This window comes from Pantoea sp. XY16 (assembly GCF_025153065.1).
GTDB classification, from domain to species: Bacteria; Pseudomonadota; Gammaproteobacteria; order Enterobacterales; family Enterobacteriaceae; genus Pantoea; species Pantoea alfalfae.
The window spans coordinates 138,342-155,929 of record NZ_JANZNP010000013.1 but is presented as its reverse complement, the minus strand read 5'-3'; the positions used below and the strand labels follow the sequence as shown (position 1 = coordinate 155,929).

Below are 17,588 nucleotides of genomic sequence, written 5' to 3'. Positions count from 1 at the left end.
TTCACTTACTCAGCAATCTGGAGCTCCCTGTGACGCTTGCTCAACCTCATCGCGATCTGCCTGCGCCGACGCGAACGCTACTGCTCTCCGGCCATAACATTGAACAAAAACGTGCCGAATTGCTGGCCTATTTTCAGCAGACCTGGGAACAGTATGAAAGTCTGTTTACCTGTCTGGCCGATCCCCAGGCCTGGTTTACCAAAGCCATTCCGCTGCGCCATCCTTTAATCTTCTATTTTGGCCACACCGCTACCTTCTACATCAATAAGCTGATGGCCGGACGCCTTATCGACGCGCGTCTGGACGATCGTATCGAAGCGATGATGGCGATTGGTGTGGATGAGATGAGCTGGGACGATCTCAACGACAGCCACTATGACTGGCCCACTGTTGAAGAAGTCCGCGAATACCGCGGGCGCGTTAAAGCGCTGGTCAGCGATCTGATCCAGACCCTGCCGCTGACTCTGCCGATCACCTGGGAGAGTCCGGCCTGGGTGATCCTGATGGGCATTGAGCATGAGCGTATTCATCTGGAAACGTCCAGCGTGCTCATCCGCCAGTTACCGGTTGAATGGGTCAGACCGCAGGCCGCATGGCCGGTCTGTCCGATGGCGCGCCACCAGCGCGAAGCTGTTCCGGCCAATGCCCTGCTGCCGATGCCAGGCGGCACCGTCACGCTGGGTAAAACCGACGATACCTACGGCTGGGATAATGAATATGGCCGTCAGCAGATCGCGCTGCAGCCGTTCAAGGCGAGCAAAATGCTGGTCAGCAACGCAGAATTTCTGGCGTTCGTTGAGGCGGGCGGTTATCAGGATGCCCGCTGGTGGGATGATGAAGGCTGGGGCTGGTGTCAGTTTGCCAAAGCGGAGATGCCCACCTTCTGGGTCGGCACGCCAGCGATGCCCGATCAGCTTAAACTGCGTCTGATGTGTGAAGAAGTGGCGATGCCGTGGGACTGGCCTGCCGAGGTCAATCAGCTTGAAGCGGCGGCCTTCTGCCGCTGGAAAGCGGAACAGACCGGCATGAGCGTTCAGCTCCCGTGTGAAGCGGAGTGGGCTCAGCTGCGCGAGCAGGTTGCGGGCGATCAGCCGGACTGGGAGCAGACACCGGGCAACATTAACCTGGCGTACTGGGCGTCCTCTTCACCGGTCGATCTCTTCGCCCAGGGCGACTTCTTCGATATCGTCGGTAACGTCTGGCAGTGGACGACCACGCCGACCAACGGCTTTGAAGGTTTTAAAGTCCACCCGCTTTACGATGATTTCTCTACCCCGACCTTTGATGGCAAACATTCGCTGATCAAAGGCGGTAGCTGGATATCGACCGGCAACGAAGCGCTGAAATCGGCACGCTATGCGTTCCGCCGCCACTTCTTCCAGCATGCCGGTTTCCGCTACGTGGTTTCCAGCCATCAGGAAACCATGGCGCTGAACCCGTATGAATCTGACGCCATGGTGTCGCAATACCTCGACTTCCAGTATGGCCCGCGCTATTTCGGCGTGGATAACTATGCCGAAAGCCTGGTAAACCTCGCGCTGAACTACACCACGGCACGCGGCGAGGCACTGGATATTGGCTGTGCCACCGGACGCGCCAGTTTTGAACTGGCTCGCCACTTTGAACGTGTCACCGGCATGGACTACTCGGCGCGCTTCATTGATGTAGCGCTTCAGCTGGCCAGCGGCGAAGACTTCCGTTATCTCCTGCCACAGGAAGGCGAGCTGGTGGAGTATCGCCAGGTTCGCCTGAAAGATTTCGCGCTGGAGAGCGAACTGGCGCAGCGGATTCAGTTTGTTCAGGGCGACGCCTGTAACCTGAAGCCACAGCCTGGCCGATACGATCTGGTGCTCGCCTCCAACCTGATTGATCGCCTGCGTCAGCCCGCGCGCTTCCTGCGGGATGTCACGCCGATGCTGCGTCAGGGCGGCATCCTGCTGCTCTCATCGCCTTATACCTGGCTTGAAGATTTCACGCCGAAGGAGAACTGGCTGGGCGGCGTGCGTGAGAATGGTGAGGCACTGACGACGCTGCAGGCACTGCAACGTCTGCTGGCAGCCGACTTCGAGCTGGTCGATGATCCACAGGATAAACCCTTTGTGATCCGCGAAACGGCCCGCAAGTTCCAGCACACACTGGCGCAGGTTACCGTCTGGCGTAAACGCTAAGTGAACCGGCAGCGGCGTCCGTCGCTGCCGGTAGTTGCCTGAACCGTTATTTTGCTGCACATTCACCCTTGTTTACTTAAAGCAGACCAATAACGAGGATGGCCATGGCCGAACATCTGCAGCTCGATAACCTGGATCGCGGCATTCTGAATGCCCTGCTCGACAATGCGCGCACTGCTTACGCCGAGCTGGCAAAACAGTTTAACGTCAGCCCCGGCACCATTCATGTCCGCGTGGAGAAGATGAAGCAGGCGGGCATTATCCTGGGCACCCGGGTTGATATCGATCCGCGCCAGCTGGGGTTTGATGTCTGCTGTTTTATCGGCATTATCCTTAAAAGCGCGCGTGACTATCCGGCTGCGCTGAGCAAACTGGATGCGCTGGATGAAGTGGTTGAAGCCTGGTACACCACCGGCCACTACAGCATCTTTATTAAGGTGATGTGCCGATCCATTGATGCCCTGCAACAGGTGCTGATCAACAAGATCCAGACCATCGATGAAATTCAGTCGACGGAAACGCTGATCTCGTTGCAAAACCCCATCATGCGCACTATCAAGCCCTGATCCTTCTCCGCCTTGTGCATAATCTTATCCCTGACGAATGTGGCGGCTGGCAACGGCTGCGTTCGCTTCTCTTAATCTATTAACCCTGTTGTCCACAGGTGGATCACCGCTTGATCACAGCGTACAATGCTCGCCTTAATGTCCGGGAGAGCAAGATGGCCGATATCACCTTAATCAGTGGCAGTACTCTGGGTAGCGCAGAGTATGTGGCTGAACATCTGGAAGAAAAATTACAGGAAGCGGGTTTCTCAACGCAGATGCTGCATGGCCCGGAGCTGGATGAAGTGCCACATGAGGGTATCTGGCTGGTGGTCTGTTCAACTCATGGTGCAGGCGATATTCCCGATAACCTGCTGCCGCTGTTCGAAGCCATCCGTGACAGCCAGCCCGATCTCTCTCAGGTTCGTTTTGGGGCAATAGGCCTCGGCAATCATGAATATGATCTCTTTTGTGGTGCGATCCGCCAGATTGAAGCACAACTGATTGCTCTGGGAGCCCAGCAGATCGGCGATCGTCTGGAGATTGACGTGCTGGAGCATGAGATCCCTGAAGATCCGGCGGAAGCCTGGCTGGAAAGCTGGAAAAAGGCGATCTGAAGGGGGCTGGGGATCGCGAAATAGTGATGATCCCCAGTGGAAGATGCTGATTTTATCCTTTTCCGCTCGTTTATTTTGTGGATAACTACCCTATTTTACTGCGTATAACCGGTAGTTATCCAAGGAATAACCGTAGAACGATTTTTGAGCTGTGGATAACGTGCCATTTTGATCCCAGCTTATACGGATCAGGATCACCGATCACTCACAGCTAGTGATCCTCGTCATCCTGTTGTTTCTGTTCTGCTTCTGGCACATATCCACAGACAGGCGGGATCCTAATAAGAGATCTAACAGAAAGATCATATACAGATCTAAGATCCTTTCTTTTAAAACCGGACGATCCCGCGACTTTCACCCCAGACGGAATTTGAGTAGAATCCACGCCCCAGGACGACGATCCTGCAAGTTCATCAACCGAGGTACCACTTCATGTTTTATCAGGATCCTTTTGACGTCATCGTAATTGGTGGTGGTCATGCGGGCACCGAAGCCGCAATGGCGGCAGCCCGAATGGGTCAGCAAACCCTGTTACTCACCCATAACATTGATACGCTTGGACAAATGTCCTGTAACCCGGCGATTGGTGGGATTGGCAAAGGACATTTGGTGAAGGAAGTGGATGCCCTGGGTGGTCTGATGGCCAGTGCGATTGACCAGGCGGGTATCCAGTTCAGGATACTAAACGCCAGCAAAGGTCCGGCAGTACGGGCCACCCGTGCTCAGGCAGATCGCGTGCTTTATCGGCAGGCGGTGCGTACGGCACTGGAGAATCAGCCTAATCTGATGATCTTCCAGCAGGCGGTCGACGATCTTATCGTGGAAAACGATCGTGTGGTGGGTGCCGTCACCCAGATGGGACTGAAGTTCCGCGCGAAAACCGTCGTGCTTACCGTCGGCACTTTCCTTGACGGCAAAATTCATATCGGTCTGGATAATTACAGTGGCGGTCGCGCTGGCGATCCCCCGTCCATTCCGCTGGCAAAACGACTGCGTGCGCTGCCGCTGCGGGTAAACCGCCTCAAGACCGGTACGCCACCGCGTATCGATGCGCGCACCATCGATTTTTCAGTGCTTAGCCCGCAGCACGGTGATCACCCGATGCCGGTTTTCTCGTTTATGGGTAATGCGTCTCAGCATCCGCAGCAGGTACCGTGCTGGATCACGCATACCAACGAGAAAACCCATGAGGTTATCCGTAATAACCTGGATCGCAGCCCGATGTATGCCGGGATCATCGAGGGGATCGGTCCACGCTACTGCCCGTCGATCGAAGACAAAGTGATGCGCTTTGCCGATCGTAACTCGCATCAGATCTTCCTGGAGCCGGAAGGGCTGACCAGTAATGAGATCTACCCGAACGGTATCTCGACCAGTCTGCCATTTGACGTACAGATTCAGATCGTCCGTTCCATGCAGGGCATGGAGAATGCGAAGATCGTGCGTCCGGGCTATGCCATCGAGTATGACTTCTTCGATCCACGCGATCTCAAACCGACGCTGGAGAGCAAATTTATTCACGGCCTGTTCTTTGCCGGCCAGATCAACGGCACAACCGGCTACGAAGAAGCGGCTGCGCAGGGGATGCTGGCAGGGCTGAACGCCGCCCGTCAGTCTGCCGATAAAGAGGGCTGGGCACCGCGTCGTGACCAGGCTTATCTGGGCGTGCTGGTGGATGATCTCTGCACACTCGGTACCAAAGAGCCGTACCGGATGTTTACCTCCCGTGCTGAATACCGCCTGATGCTGCGCGAAGACAATGCCGACCTGCGTCTGACCGAAACTGGTCGTGAACTGGGTCTGGTGGATGATGCGCGCTGGGCGCGTTTCAATCAGAAGCTGGAAGCGATTGAACAGGAGCGTCAGCGCCTGCGCGATATCTGGGTTCATCCGAAGTCAGAGCATGTGACGGAAGTGAACACGGTACTCAGCGCACCGCTGACGAAAGAAGCGAGCGGCGAAGATTTGCTGCGCCGTCCTGAGCTGACCTATCTGAAGCTGATGACGCTGGATGCCTTTGGTCCGGCACTGGCTGATGAGCAGGCCGCTGAGCAGGTTGAGATTCAGGTTAAATATGAAGGTTATATCGCGCGTCAGCAGGAAGAGATCGATCGCCAGCTGCGTAACGAGAACACACTGTTACCGGTGGAGCTTGATTATCGCCAGGTGAACGGCCTCTCAAATGAGGTGATCGCCAAGCTGAACGATCACAAACCGAGTTCGATTGGTCAGGCGACGCGTATCTCCGGCATCACCCCGGCGGCCATCTCAATTCTGCTTATCTATCTGAAAAAACAGGGTCTGCTGCGTAAAAGCGCCTGATCTGAAATGGGGCGAGGTGACTTGCCCCCGCTGAATGGACTTATGCTGTGATTAACTCACTCACGTCGCTGCTAAAGGCAGCCGGTATTTCCCTCTCCGATCAACAAAAACAGCAGCTGGTTGCCTATGTCGGCCTGCTGGATAAGTGGAACAAAGCCTACAATCTGACATCCGTGCGCGATCCGCAGCAGATGCTGGTTCGCCATATCCTCGACAGCATCGTGGTGGCGCCGCATCTGAAAGGCTCGCGTTTCATTGATGTGGGAACCGGGCCAGGACTGCCTGGCATTCCGCTGGCTATCGTGATGCCCGACGCGCACTTTACGCTGCTCGACAGCCTGGGCAAGCGGGTACGTTTCCTGCGTCAGGTTCAGCATGAGTTAGGACTCACTAACATTGCTCCGGTCCAGAGCCGGGTTGAGGCGTTTCCGGCTGAGCCGCCGTTTGATGGTGTCGTCAGCCGTGCATTTGCCTCGCTGACCGACATGGTGAACTGGTGTCACCATCTGCCTGGCGGGGAAGGGCGCTTTTATGCGCTCAAAGGTGTCCGCCCGGACGATGAAATAGCTGAGTTACCGGCCGGCTATGTCTCCGATGCAGTGATAAAGCTGCAGGTGCCTCAGCTGGAAGGTGACCGTCATCTGGTCATTATTCGTCATCAGTAGCCCTCTGGTTTGCAGGGATTTAACGTTTCTCTGCCAGGGTTTTAATCAGGGTGTAGATGAAAAAAGTGCAGATGATGCGTTATCAATAAAAGATTTTGATTAAGCCCAGGCTGAGCGAAGGTTAAAAACGGAGACGGAAATTATCCGAAAAGCTCTGTTACATTTAACGTTTAATTCACATTCGGTTATCAGAAATATCACTTGTATAGGCGGGTTGTGGAATAAAAGTAGTCACGCCGGAAAATATATCGTGGTAATAACTTTGCGTACGTAATATCAATTTCACGATTCTCATGCACAGTTCGATGTCAATAGCGTGTTTTCTGTGAAAATAGTCCTGCCTGCCCATTTTTGTAATTTTAATTTTATGATTTTAAAGGTTTAATTTTTTTTGCAGATTGTTCTTAAATAGGCCACAGATAAAACTCAATGTCGTGTAAGTGCTTATTATGTGATCTAAAGCACGCTTTAAAAGCAAGATGCGAGTGAATTTTCAGTCAGATTCGGGTGAATCTCTGCAGGGTAATCTTTGGAAAAATAGCCCTTCGGAAAGAAATTTAAATAATTGTTCACCTTTTCGCTACTTACCGATTGAAATCGCAGGTGCGGCCCGTATAATTTGCACGGCTTTTGCTGCTTGACTCAACTGCGCAAAGGCAGTCTTATACGACACGCGACATACCCCTAACGGGGCAGGAGAGTATCAGCGTCATGTCAGTGTCTCTTTACAGTGTAAAATTCGCCCGAACGGTGCTGATGATTCAGCTGGTGACGATAGTCATCATCGGCGGACTCTTTGCTGTTAAAGATGTCACCTGGGGTGTCTCTGCTCTTGCTGGCGGAGCGGCAGCCTGGCTGCCAAACGTATTGTTTTTGTTTTTAGCCTGGCGCCTGCAGGGGCAACCCCCCGCTTCGGGACGAGTCGCGTGGAGCTTCGCTTTAGGTGAAATTGCTAAAGTGTTTGCGACCATCATTTTGCTCATTGTGGCGTTGGGTCTGTTCGGGGCGGTCTTCTGGCCGGTCGGAATAACCTGGTTATCGGTGCTGGTGGTTCAAATGCTGGCACCGGCGGTAATTAACAACAAAGGGTAAGAGGCATCATGGCTGCAGGAGAAATCTCTACTCCGCAAGAGTACATTGGTCACCACCTGACTCATCTTCAGTTGGACCTGCGTACCTTCGAGTTAGTGAATCCGCACGACGTTCCCGCGACGTTCTGGGTATTAAATATCGATTCCATGTTTTTCTCTATGGTGCTGGGAATCATCTTCCTGGTGTTGTTCCGTAGCGTGGCGAAGTCTGCTACCAGCGGTGTACCAGGGAAAATGCAGGCGGCTATCGAACTGGTTGTCGGTTTCGTTGATAGTAACGTGCGCGACATGTATCACGGTAAGAGCAAACTTATCGCCCCGCTGGCTCTGACAATTTTTGTCTGGGTCTTCCTGATGAACTTCATGGATCTGCTGCCAATCGACCTGCTGCCATATATTGGTGAGCACGTATTGGGGTTACCGGCGCTGCGCGTCGTACCATCTGCAGACGTGAACATCACGCTATCTATGGCGTTGGGCGTATTTATTTTGATTCTGTTCTACAGCATCAAAATGAAAGGCATTGGCGGCTTCACGAAAGAGCTGACGCTGCAGCCTTTTAACCACCCGATCTTCATCCCGATCAACCTGATTCTGGAAGGTGTAAGCCTTCTGTCTAAGCCTGTGTCACTGGGTTTACGACTGTTCGGTAACATGTATGCGGGTGAACTGATCTTTATCCTTATTGCCGGTCTGTTGCCGTGGTGGTCGCAGTGGGTGCTGAATGTGCCGTGGGCCATTTTCCACATCCTGATCATTTCGCTACAGGCTTTCATTTTCATGGTCCTCACGATTGTCTATCTGTCGATGGCATCTGAAGAGCATTGATTTTTTTCTCAACACTACTTTCCCTCTTGATTCCGGGTTGCAGCGTACTCCGCTGAAGCCCGGAAGATGAAGGGAGCATTTAACTGAAACAAACTGGAGACTGTCATGGAAAACCTGAATATGGATCTGCTGTACATGGCTGCCGCTGTGATGATGGGCCTGGCGGCAATCGGTGCTGCGATCGGTATCGGCATCCTCGGAGGAAAATTCCTGGAAGGCGCTGCTCGTCAGCCTGACCTGATTCCTCTGCTGCGTACGCAGTTCTTTGTTGTAATGGGTCTGGTGGATGCAATCCCGATGATCGCTGTTGGTCTGGGTCTGTACGTGATGTTTGCTGTCGCCTAAAGCCCTGTGTTCACTCAGCGCACAATGTGCAGGGGTGAACGGATTCTGCCGCTTATCACAACGATAACGGCAGAAAAGTTAAATACTCAATCTAGAGGCATTGTGCTGTGAACATTAATGCAACAATCCTCGGCCAGGCTATCGCGTTCATCCTGTTTGTCGCGTTCTGCATGAAGTACGTATGGCCGCCGCTCATGGCTGCTATCGAAAAGCGCCAGAAAGAAATTGCTGAAGGCCTTGCTTCTGCTGAACGTGCAAAGAAAGATTTGGATCTCGCGCAGGCTAATGCGACCGACCAGCTGAAAAAAGCCAAAGAAGACGCTCAGGTCATTATCGAGCAAGCGAACAAGCGTCGCGCGCAGATTCTGGACGAAGCGAAAACCGAAGCTGAAAACGAACGTAATCGCATCGTGACACAAGCGCAGGCTGAAATTGATGCCGAACGTAAACGTGCACGTGAAGAACTGCGTAAGCAGGTTGCGTTGCTGGCTATGGCTGGCGCCGAGAAGATCATCGAACGCTCCGTGGATGAAGCTGCTAACAGCGACATCGTTGATAAACTGGTCGCTGAACTGTAAGGAGGGAGGGGCTGATGTCTGATCTGATTACTGTAGCTCGCCCCTACGCCAAAGCAGCTTTTGACTTTGCTGTTGAGCATCAAAGTATAGAACGCTGGCAACAGATGCTGGCGTTTGCCGCAGAAGTGGCTCGCAATGAACAGATGGCTGATCTTCTCTCCGGTGCATTAGCACCTGAAGCGCTGGCAGCGTCGTTTAACGCAGTCTGTGGTGATCAACTGGATGAACCCGCGCAGAACCTGATTAAGGTGATGGCGGAAAACGGACGTTTGACAGCGCTTCCGGCTGTACTGGCCCAATACATCGAACTGCGTGACGCTCATGAAGCCACCGCTGAAGTTGATGTTATCTCCGCCAGTACGCTGAGTGACGACCAGCTGAATAAAATCAGCGCCGCGATGGAAAAACGTCTGTCACGCAAAGTTAAGCTGAATTGCAAAATTGATAAGTCTGTGATGGCAGGCGTGATCATCCGTTCGGGTGATCTGGTTATTGATGGCAGCGTACGCGGCCGTCTTGACCGTCTGGCTGACGTCTTGCAGTCTTAAGGGGACTGGAGCATATGCAACTGAATTCCACCGAAATCAGCGAACTGATCAAGCAGCGCATTGCTCAGTTCAATGTCGTGAGTGAAGCTCACAACGAAGGTACGATTGTTTCTGTAAGTGACGGTATCATCCGCGTACACGGCCTGGCCGATGTCATGCAGGGTGAGATGATTGCCCTGCCGGGTAACCGTTACGCTATCGCCCTGAACCTCGAGCGTGACTCGGTTGGTGCAGTGGTGATGGGTCCTTACGCTGACCTCGCCGAAGGCATGAAGGTTAAGTGTACTGGCCGCATTCTTGAAGTACCGGTAGGCCGCGGCCTGCTGGGCCGCGTTGTGAACACCCTGGGTGCGCCAATCGACGGTAAAGGCGCAATCGACAACGACGGTTTCTCACCAGTCGAAGTGATTGCACCTGGCGTTATCGATCGTCAGTCAGTCGACCAGCCGGTTCAGACCGGTTATAAGTCGGTCGATGCGATGATTCCAATCGGCCGTGGCCAGCGTGAGCTGATCATCGGTGACCGTCAGACCGGTAAAACCGCGATGGCGATCGATGCGATCATCAACCAGCGCGATTCAGGCATCAAGTGTGTCTACGTTGCGATTGGTCAGAAAGCCTCAACCATCTCTAACGTGGTTCGTAAGCTGGAAGAGCATGGCGCACTGCAGAACACCATCGTTGTTGTGGCGTCTGCTTCTGAATCAGCTGCACTGCAGTATCTCTCTCCGTACGCAGGTTGTGCGATGGGCGAATACTTCCGTGACCGTGGTGAAGATGCGCTGATCGTATACGATGACCTCTCCAAACAGGCTATCGCTTACCGTCAAATCTCTCTGCTGCTGCGCCGTCCACCAGGCCGTGAAGCGTTCCCTGGCGACGTGTTCTATCTCCACTCCCGTCTGCTGGAACGTGCATCACGCGTAAGCGCTGATTATGTAGAACGTTTCACTAATGGCGCAGTGACAGGTAAAACCGGTTCACTGACCGCGCTGCCGATCATCGAAACTCAGGCGGGCGACGTTTCTGCGTTCGTTCCGACCAACGTAATCTCGATTACTGATGGTCAGATCTTCCTGGAATCGAACCTGTTTAACTCCGGTATTCGTCCGGCCGTTAACCCAGGTATTTCGGTATCCCGCGTAGGTGGTGCTGCACAGACCAAGATCATCAAGAAACTGTCCGGTGGTATCCGTACCGCGCTGGCACAGTATCGTGAACTGGCGGCGTTCTCGCAGTTCGCCTCTGATCTGGATGATGCTACCCGCAAACAGCTGAGCCACGGTCAGAAAGTGACCGAGCTGCTGAAGCAGAAACAGTATGCGCCGATGTCTGTCGCGCAGCAGGGTCTGGTTCTGTTCGCTGCAGAGCGTGGCTACCTGAACGACGTTGAACTGGCAAAAATTGGCAGCTTCGAAGCTGCACTGCTGGCCTTCGCCGATCGCGACCACGCTGAGCTGATGGCTGAAATCAACCAGTCGGGTAACTTTAACAACGATATCGAAGCGAAGCTGAAAGGCCTGATCGATACGTTTAAAGCAACCCAGTCCTGGTAATGTCTGGCGGCTTGTCTGAAAAGGCAGGCCGCAAGGCTTTGAGGAGAAGCTAATGGCCGGCGCAAAAGAGATACGAAGCAAGATTGGAAGCGTGAAAAACACGCAGAAGATCACCAAAGCGATGGAAATGGTCGCCGCCTCCAAGATGCGTAAAACGCAGGAACGCATGGCGGCCAGCCGTCCGTATGCAGACACCATGCGCAAAGTGATTGGTCACCTTGCGTTGGGTAATCTGGAATACAAGCACCCTTACCTGGAACAGCGCGACGTCAAGCGCGTCGGCTACCTGGTCGTTTCTACAGACCGCGGGCTTTGTGGTGGTTTGAACATTAACCTGTTCAAAAAATTACTGGCGGATATGAAGTCCTGGTCCGATAAAGGCGTGCAGAGCGATCTGTCGATTATCGGTTCAAAAGGGGCGTCATTCTTCAGTGCTGTGGGTGGCAACATTGTGGCGCAAGTCAGCGGCATGGGCGATAAACCTGCCCTGTCTGATCTGATTGGCCCGGTAAAAGTGATGTTGCAGGCTTATGATGAAGGCCGCATCGACAAACTGATGATCGTCAGTAACAAATTCAATAACACCATGTCTCAGACTCCGACCATCACCCAACTGCTGCCGTTAGCGCCAGCGGAAGGTGAAGAAGAGATGAAGGCGAAGACCTGGGATTACCTGTACGAACCCGATCCGAAAGCGCTGCTGGATACCCTGCTGCGCCGTTATGTCGAATCGCAGGTTTATCAGGGTGTGGTGGAAAATCTGGCCAGTGAGCAGGCTGCACGTATGGTGGCGATGAAAGCCGCAACCGACAACGGCGGAAATCTGATCAAAGAGCTGCAGTTGGTATACAACAAAGCTCGTCAGGCCAGCATCACCCAGGAACTTACCGAGATCGTCTCGGGGGCCTCCGCGGTTTAACCAGGTTTGGAATTAGGTAGAGGATTCAAGATGGCAACTGGAAAGATTGTCCAGATTATCGGCGCCGTTGTTGACGTCGAATTCCCTCAGGACGCGGTACCGCAAGTGTACAGCGCCCTCGAGGTAATGAATGGTGATGCGCGTCTGGTGTTGGAAGTACAGCAGCAGCTCGGCGGCGGCGTAGTGCGTACCATCGCAATGGGTACGTCTGACGGCCTGAAGCGTGGTCTGAATGTCAACGACCTGCAGAAACCGATTCAGGTTCCGGTCGGTAAAGCGACCCTGGGCCGTATCATGAACGTTCTCGGCGAGCCTATCGACATGAAAGGCGAGCTGAAAGAAGAAGATGGCAGCGCAGTAGAGATCGCCTCTATTCACCGCGCAGCGCCTTCTTATGAAGATCAGTCTAACTCGCAGGAACTGCTGGAAACCGGTATCAAGGTTATCGACCTGATGTGTCCGTTTGCCAAAGGCGGTAAAGTGGGTCTGTTCGGTGGTGCGGGTGTCGGTAAAACCGTCAACATGATGGAACTGATCCGTAACATCGCAGCTGAACACTCAGGTTACTCTGTGTTTGCTGGTGTGGGTGAGCGTACTCGTGAGGGTAACGACTTCTACCACGAAATGACTGACTCAAACGTTATCGATAAAGTTGCTCTGGTCTATGGCCAGATGAACGAGCCGCCGGGTAACCGTCTGCGCGTCGCACTGACCGGTCTGACCATGGCGGAAAAATTCCGTGATGAAGGCCGCGACGTTCTGCTGTTCATCGATAACATCTACCGTTACACCCTGGCCGGTACAGAAGTTTCTGCACTGCTGGGTCGTATGCCATCTGCGGTAGGTTACCAGCCAACGCTGGCAGAAGAGATGGGTGTGTTGCAGGAGCGTATTACCTCCACCAAGACCGGTTCAATCACTTCCGTACAGGCCGTTTACGTCCCTGCGGATGACCTGACTGACCCGTCACCAGCAACCACCTTTGCGCACTTAGACTCAACGGTAACGCTGAGCCGTCAGATCGCCTCTCTGGGTATCTACCCGGCCGTTGACCCGCTGGACTCTACCAGCCGTCAGCTGGATCCGCTGGTTGTCGGTCAGGAGCACTATGATGTTGCACGTGGCGTTCAGTCACTGCTGCAGCGTTATCAGGAACTGAAAGACATCATCGCCATCCTCGGTATGGATGAGCTGTCTGAAGAAGACAAACTGCTGGTGGCACGTGCGCGTAAGATTCAGCGCTTCCTGTCTCAGCCGTTCTTCGTTGCGGAAGTATTCACCGGTTCACCGGGTAAATACGTTACGCTGAAAGACACTATCCGTGGCTTTAAAGGCATCATGGAAGGTGAGTTTGACCACCTGCCAGAGCAGGCCTTCTACATGGTTGGTGCCATCGAAGAAGCCGTGGAAAAAGCGAAGAAACTGTAATAACGGTTTCCCGGGAGGAAGATTATGGCTATGACTTATCACCTGGATGTGGTCAGCGCAGAGGAGCAGTTGTTCTCTGGTCTGGTACAGAAAATTCAGGTGTCAGGTAGCGAAGGTGAACTGGGGATTTTCCCTGGCCATGCGCCGCTGCTGACTGCCATTAAGCCTGGAATGATCCGTATCGTGAAACAGCACGGCGAAGAGGAGTATATCTACCTCTCTGGCGGCGTGCTGGAAGTGCAACCGGGCAGCAGCACCGTTCTGGCCGATACCGCGATTCGCGGTACCGATCTGGACGAAGCGCGTGCTCTGGAAGCAAAACGCAAAGCAGAAGAGCACATGAACAGCAGCCACGGCGACGTGGACTACGCTCAGGCCTCTGCCGAGCTGGCGAAAGCCATTGCTAAACTGCGCGTGATCGAACTGACCAAAAAAGCGATGTAATCCAGCTTTATGCGTCACGAAATGCCAGCCCTCGGGCTGGCATTTTTTTTGCCTGTGGCGGCCAATCTGTCCGTCCGCCTAATTTCGGCCTGAGAAAAATGTAGTAATCTCAACCCCAAACCGTTTTACTTTCACCCGTAAAAATTCACTCAGGATAGTTATGTCTAACAGTGCGATGAGTGTGGTGATTCTTGCTGCTGGCAAGGGCACCCGTATGTATTCCGATCTGCCTAAAGTTCTGCATACGCTGGCAGGCAAACCGATGGTTCAGCACGTCATTGATGCCGCCAAAGGGCTGGGCGCACAGCAGGTACATCTGGTTTATGGTCACGGTGGCGACCGCCTGAAAGCGACCCTTACCGACAGCACGCTTAACTGGGTGCTGCAGGCTGAGCAGCTCGGCACCGGCCATGCGATGCAGCAGGCCGCGCCTGCCTTCGCCGATGATGAAGATATCATGATGCTCTATGGCGACGTGCCGCTAATCACTCAGGCGACATTACAGCGTCTGCGTGAAGCAAAACCGCAGGGCGGCATTGGCTTACTCACCGTGGTACTGGATGACCCGACCGGCTATGGCCGCATTGTGCGCGAGAACGACACCATCACCGGCATTATCGAACAGAAAGATGCCACCCCGGCGCAGCTCACCATTAAAGAGATCAACACTGGTATTCTGATCGCCAACGGCGGCGATTTAAAACGCTGGCTGTCACAGCTCACCAACAACAATGCACAGGGTGAGTATTACATCACCGATATTATCGCGCTGGCGCATCAGGAAGGTCGGGTAATCAACGCAGTCCATCCGGCACGCATCAGCGAAACCGATGGCGTAAATAACCGTCTGCAGCTGGCGACATTAGAACGCACTTACCAGGCTGAACAGGCGGAAAAACTGCTGCTGGCCGGCGTGATGCTGCGCGATCCGGCACGGTTTGATTTACGCGGGACGCTGACGCATGGACGGGATGTCGAAATCGACACCAACGTCATTATTGAAGGCCAGGTCACGCTAGGCTCGCGCGTCAAAATCGGCGCGGGCTGCATTATCAGAAACAGCGTGATTGGCGATGACTGTGAAATCAGCCCCTATACGGTGATCGAGGATGCTCATCTTTCCACCGCCTGCACCGTCGGACCCTTTGCCCGTCTGCGTCCTGGCAGCGAGCTGGCGCACGCCGCTCACGTGGGAAACTTCGTCGAAATGAAGAAAGCGCGTCTCGGCAAGGGATCGAAAGCGGGTCACCTCTCTTATCTGGGTGATGCGGAGATTGGCGACAACGTGAACATCGGTGCAGGCACGATTACCTGCAACTATGATGGCGCGAATAAATTCAAAACCGTGATTGGCGATGACGTATTTGTCGGCTCAGATACGCAGCTGGTGGCCCCGGTCAGCGTCGCGGCAGGCGCTACCATTGCGGCAGGCACCACCCTCATGAAAGATGTGACCGAAGCCGGTCTGGTCTATAACCGTAAAGAACAGAATCACAAAGCGGACTGGCAGCGTCCGGTGAAGAAAAAATAAATTTTTAACGGCCCGCTTTATGCGGGCCGATGCAGTGCAGTGCCAAAACTATAATCCCCACTCTCTACAAGGCTCGGGGAACCGGCAAAGCCGGATATCAGGTCGCATGACAACAGAAGTGGCGAAAAGCCATGTAGTCAGGAAAACATCATTATGTGTGGAATTGTTGGTGCAGTAGCACAACGCGATATCGCAGAGATTCTGCTGGAAGGTCTGCGTCGTCTTGAATATCGCGGATATGATTCGGCCGGTCTGGCCGTGGTCGATCGTCAGGGGCACGTCACGCGCCTGCGGCGGTTAGGGAAAGTGCAGAAACTGGCGGAAGCTGCTGAACAGCAGCCGCTGATTGGTGGCACCGGTATCGCGCACACGCGCTGGGCAACCCATGGCGAGCCGTCGGAAGCGAATGCGCATCCGCACGTCTCAGAGCACATCATCATCGTGCACAACGGCATCATTGAAAACCATGAGCCGCTGCGCGCTGAGCTGATTGAACGCGGCTACGTCTTTGTCTCTGAAACCGACACCGAAGTGGTGGCGCATCTGGTTCACTGGGAGCAGAAGCAGGGCGGTTCGCTGCGCGAAGTCGTATTGCGCGTAATCCCACAGCTGCGCGGTGCCTATGGCATGGTCATCATGGACAGCCGCGATCCGTCACTGCTGGTGGCCGCCCGTTCCGGCAGCCCGCTGGTGATTGGCCGTGGCATGGGTGAAAACTTTATCGCCTCAGATCAGCTGGCTCTGCTGCCGGTGACCCGCCGGTTCATCTATCTGGAAGAGGGTGATATCGCCGAGATCAGCCGTCGTGATGTCACGGTAATCGACCGTGAAGGCAACACCGTGACGCGTGCTGAAATCGAGTCGAACCTGCAATATGATGCCGGTGACAAAGGCATTTACCGTCATTACATGCAGAAAGAGATCTACGAACAGCCGATGGCGCTGAAAAGCACTCTGAGCGGTCGGTTCAGCCAGGGACAGGTTGACCTCAGCGAGCTGGGCGCGGGCGCTGAAGCGATGCTGAGTCAGGTGGAGCATATCCAGATTATCGCCTGCGGCACCTCTTATAATTCCGGCATGGTGTCACGCTACTGGTTTGAGTCGCTGGCAAATATCCCCTGTGACGTGGAGATCGCCTCTGAGTTCCGCTATCGCAAGTCAGCGGTGCGCAAAAACAGCCTGCTGATCACCCTGTCGCAGTCGGGTGAAACGGCGGATACCCTGGCAGCACTGCGTCTCTCGAAAGAGCTGGGCTACCTGGGGTCGCTGGCCGTCTGTAACGTGGCGGGTTCGTCACTGGTGCGGGAATCTGACCTGGCACTGATGACCAAAGCGGGCACCGAAATCGGCGTCGCCTCTACCAAAGCGTTTACCACCCAGTTAGCGGTGCTGCTGATGCTGGTGGCGAAACTGGGACGTCTGAAAGGCATGTCTGTTGAGACTGAGCATGAGATCGTTCATGCCCTGCAGGCGTTGCCGAACCGGATTGAGCAGATGCTGGCGCAGGATAAGCTGATTGAGAATCTGGCAGAAGGCTTCTCTGACAAGCATCACGCGCTGTTCCTGGGTCGTGGCGATCAATACCCGATTGCCATGGAAGGGGCGCTGAAGCTCAAGGAGATCTCCTACATTCATGCGGAGGCTTACGCCGCAGGCGAGCTGAAACATGGCCCGCTGGCGCTGATTGATGCGGACATGCCGGTGATCGTAGTGGCACCTAACAACGAACTGCTGGAGAAGCTCAAATCCAACATCGAAGAGGTGCGTGCACGCGGCGGTCTGCTCTATGTGTTCGCCGATCAGGATGCAGGCTTTAGCGACAGTGACGGGATGAAGATTATCCCGTTGCCGCATGTCGAAGAGGTGATTGCGCCGATCTTCTACACCGTGCCGTTGCAGTTACTCTCCTATCATGTCGCCCTGATCAAAGGCACCGACGTCGATCAGCCACGCAACCTGGCAAAATCGGTTACCGTGGAATAACCTGGTGGGCCCCGTCGCGG

General features: G+C 54.2%; 16 protein-coding genes. All 16 read left to right on the top strand.

Features of this window, described 5'->3' with window-relative positions; all coding sequences use genetic code 11:
• The first annotated feature begins 29 nt into the window (after positions 1-29).
• The 16 genes from ovoA to glmS all read left to right on the top strand — a co-directional run bounded on the left by ovoA (position 30) and on the right by glmS (position 17,568).
• Positions 30-2,168: a 5-histidylcysteine sulfoxide synthase gene (gene ovoA / locus N1689_RS18180; protein WP_260059671.1), complete on the top strand. Its 2,139-nt coding sequence runs from the start codon at positions 30-32 to the stop codon at positions 2,166-2,168.
• 104 nt (positions 2,169-2,272) lie between these two features.
• Positions 2,273-2,734 carry a transcriptional regulator AsnC gene (asnC, locus tag N1689_RS18175; RefSeq protein ID WP_003849496.1) on the top strand — a complete coding sequence of 154 codons (462 nt, stop codon included), beginning with the start codon at positions 2,273-2,275 and terminating at the stop codon, positions 2,732-2,734.
• Between the two features lie 155 nt (positions 2,735-2,889).
• Complete coding sequence (gene mioC, locus N1689_RS18170) at positions 2,890-3,330, top strand: FMN-binding protein MioC (RefSeq protein ID WP_161733308.1); 441 nt, start codon at positions 2,890-2,892, stop codon at positions 3,328-3,330.
• A gap of 432 nt (positions 3,331-3,762) precedes the next feature.
• Positions 3,763-5,652: a tRNA uridine-5-carboxymethylaminomethyl(34) synthesis enzyme MnmG gene (gene mnmG, locus N1689_RS18165; protein ID WP_161733306.1), complete on the top strand. Its 1,890-nt coding sequence runs from the start codon at positions 3,763-3,765 to the stop codon at positions 5,650-5,652.
• A 47-nt stretch (positions 5,653-5,699) separates the two neighbouring features.
• Entirely contained in the window at positions 5,700-6,317 is a 618-nt protein-coding gene (rsmG, locus tag N1689_RS18160; RefSeq protein ID WP_222924812.1) for a 16S rRNA (guanine(527)-N(7))-methyltransferase RsmG, read from the top strand.
• A gap of 711 nt (positions 6,318-7,028) precedes the next feature.
• Positions 7,029-7,409 carry a F0F1 ATP synthase subunit I gene (gene atpI / locus N1689_RS18155; RefSeq protein ID WP_013359561.1) on the top strand — a complete coding sequence of 127 codons (381 nt, stop codon included), beginning with the start codon at positions 7,029-7,031 and terminating at the stop codon, positions 7,407-7,409.
• An 8-nt stretch (positions 7,410-7,417) separates the two neighbouring features.
• Entirely contained in the window at positions 7,418-8,236 is an 819-nt protein-coding gene (atpB, locus tag N1689_RS18150) for a F0F1 ATP synthase subunit A (RefSeq protein ID WP_161733302.1), read from the top strand.
• Between the two features lie 105 nt (positions 8,237-8,341).
• A complete protein-coding gene (gene atpE, locus N1689_RS18145) occupies positions 8,342-8,581 on the top strand; it encodes a F0F1 ATP synthase subunit C (RefSeq protein WP_003849523.1) in 240 nt (79 codons plus the stop codon).
• A 107-nt stretch (positions 8,582-8,688) separates the two neighbouring features.
• Positions 8,689-9,159, top strand: coding sequence for a F0F1 ATP synthase subunit B (gene atpF, locus N1689_RS18140; protein ID WP_003849528.1), 471 nt, complete (start codon positions 8,689-8,691; stop codon positions 9,157-9,159).
• Between the two features lie 14 nt (positions 9,160-9,173).
• Positions 9,174-9,707 carry a F0F1 ATP synthase subunit delta gene (gene atpH, locus N1689_RS18135; protein ID WP_003849530.1) on the top strand — a complete coding sequence of 178 codons (534 nt, stop codon included), beginning with the start codon at positions 9,174-9,176 and terminating at the stop codon, positions 9,705-9,707.
• Positions 9,708-9,721: 14 nt separating this feature from the next.
• Positions 9,722-11,263, top strand: coding sequence for a F0F1 ATP synthase subunit alpha (atpA, locus tag N1689_RS18130; RefSeq protein ID WP_003849532.1), 1,542 nt, complete (start codon positions 9,722-9,724; stop codon positions 11,261-11,263).
• A 52-nt stretch (positions 11,264-11,315) separates the two neighbouring features.
• The gene (gene atpG / locus N1689_RS18125; protein WP_003849534.1) at positions 11,316-12,182 is read left to right on the top strand and encodes a F0F1 ATP synthase subunit gamma; all 867 of its coding nucleotides are present in this window, start codon (positions 11,316-11,318) and stop codon (positions 12,180-12,182) included.
• Between the two features lie 30 nt (positions 12,183-12,212).
• Positions 12,213-13,610, top strand: a complete 1,398-nt coding sequence (atpD, locus tag N1689_RS18120) for a F0F1 ATP synthase subunit beta (protein ID WP_008926373.1) — start codon at positions 12,213-12,215, stop codon at positions 13,608-13,610.
• A 24-nt stretch (positions 13,611-13,634) separates the two neighbouring features.
• Complete coding sequence (locus N1689_RS18115; RefSeq protein ID WP_008926374.1) at positions 13,635-14,054, top strand: F0F1 ATP synthase subunit epsilon; 420 nt, start codon at positions 13,635-13,637, stop codon at positions 14,052-14,054.
• Positions 14,055-14,214: 160 nt separating this feature from the next.
• Positions 14,215-15,585, top strand: coding sequence for a bifunctional UDP-N-acetylglucosamine diphosphorylase/glucosamine-1-phosphate N-acetyltransferase GlmU (gene glmU / locus N1689_RS18110; RefSeq protein ID WP_161733299.1), 1,371 nt, complete (start codon positions 14,215-14,217; stop codon positions 15,583-15,585).
• Positions 15,586-15,738: 153 nt separating this feature from the next.
• Complete coding sequence (gene glmS / locus N1689_RS18105) at positions 15,739-17,568, top strand: glutamine--fructose-6-phosphate transaminase (isomerizing) (RefSeq protein WP_260059658.1); 1,830 nt, start codon at positions 15,739-15,741, stop codon at positions 17,566-17,568.
• Positions 17,569-17,588 lie beyond the last annotated feature (20 nt).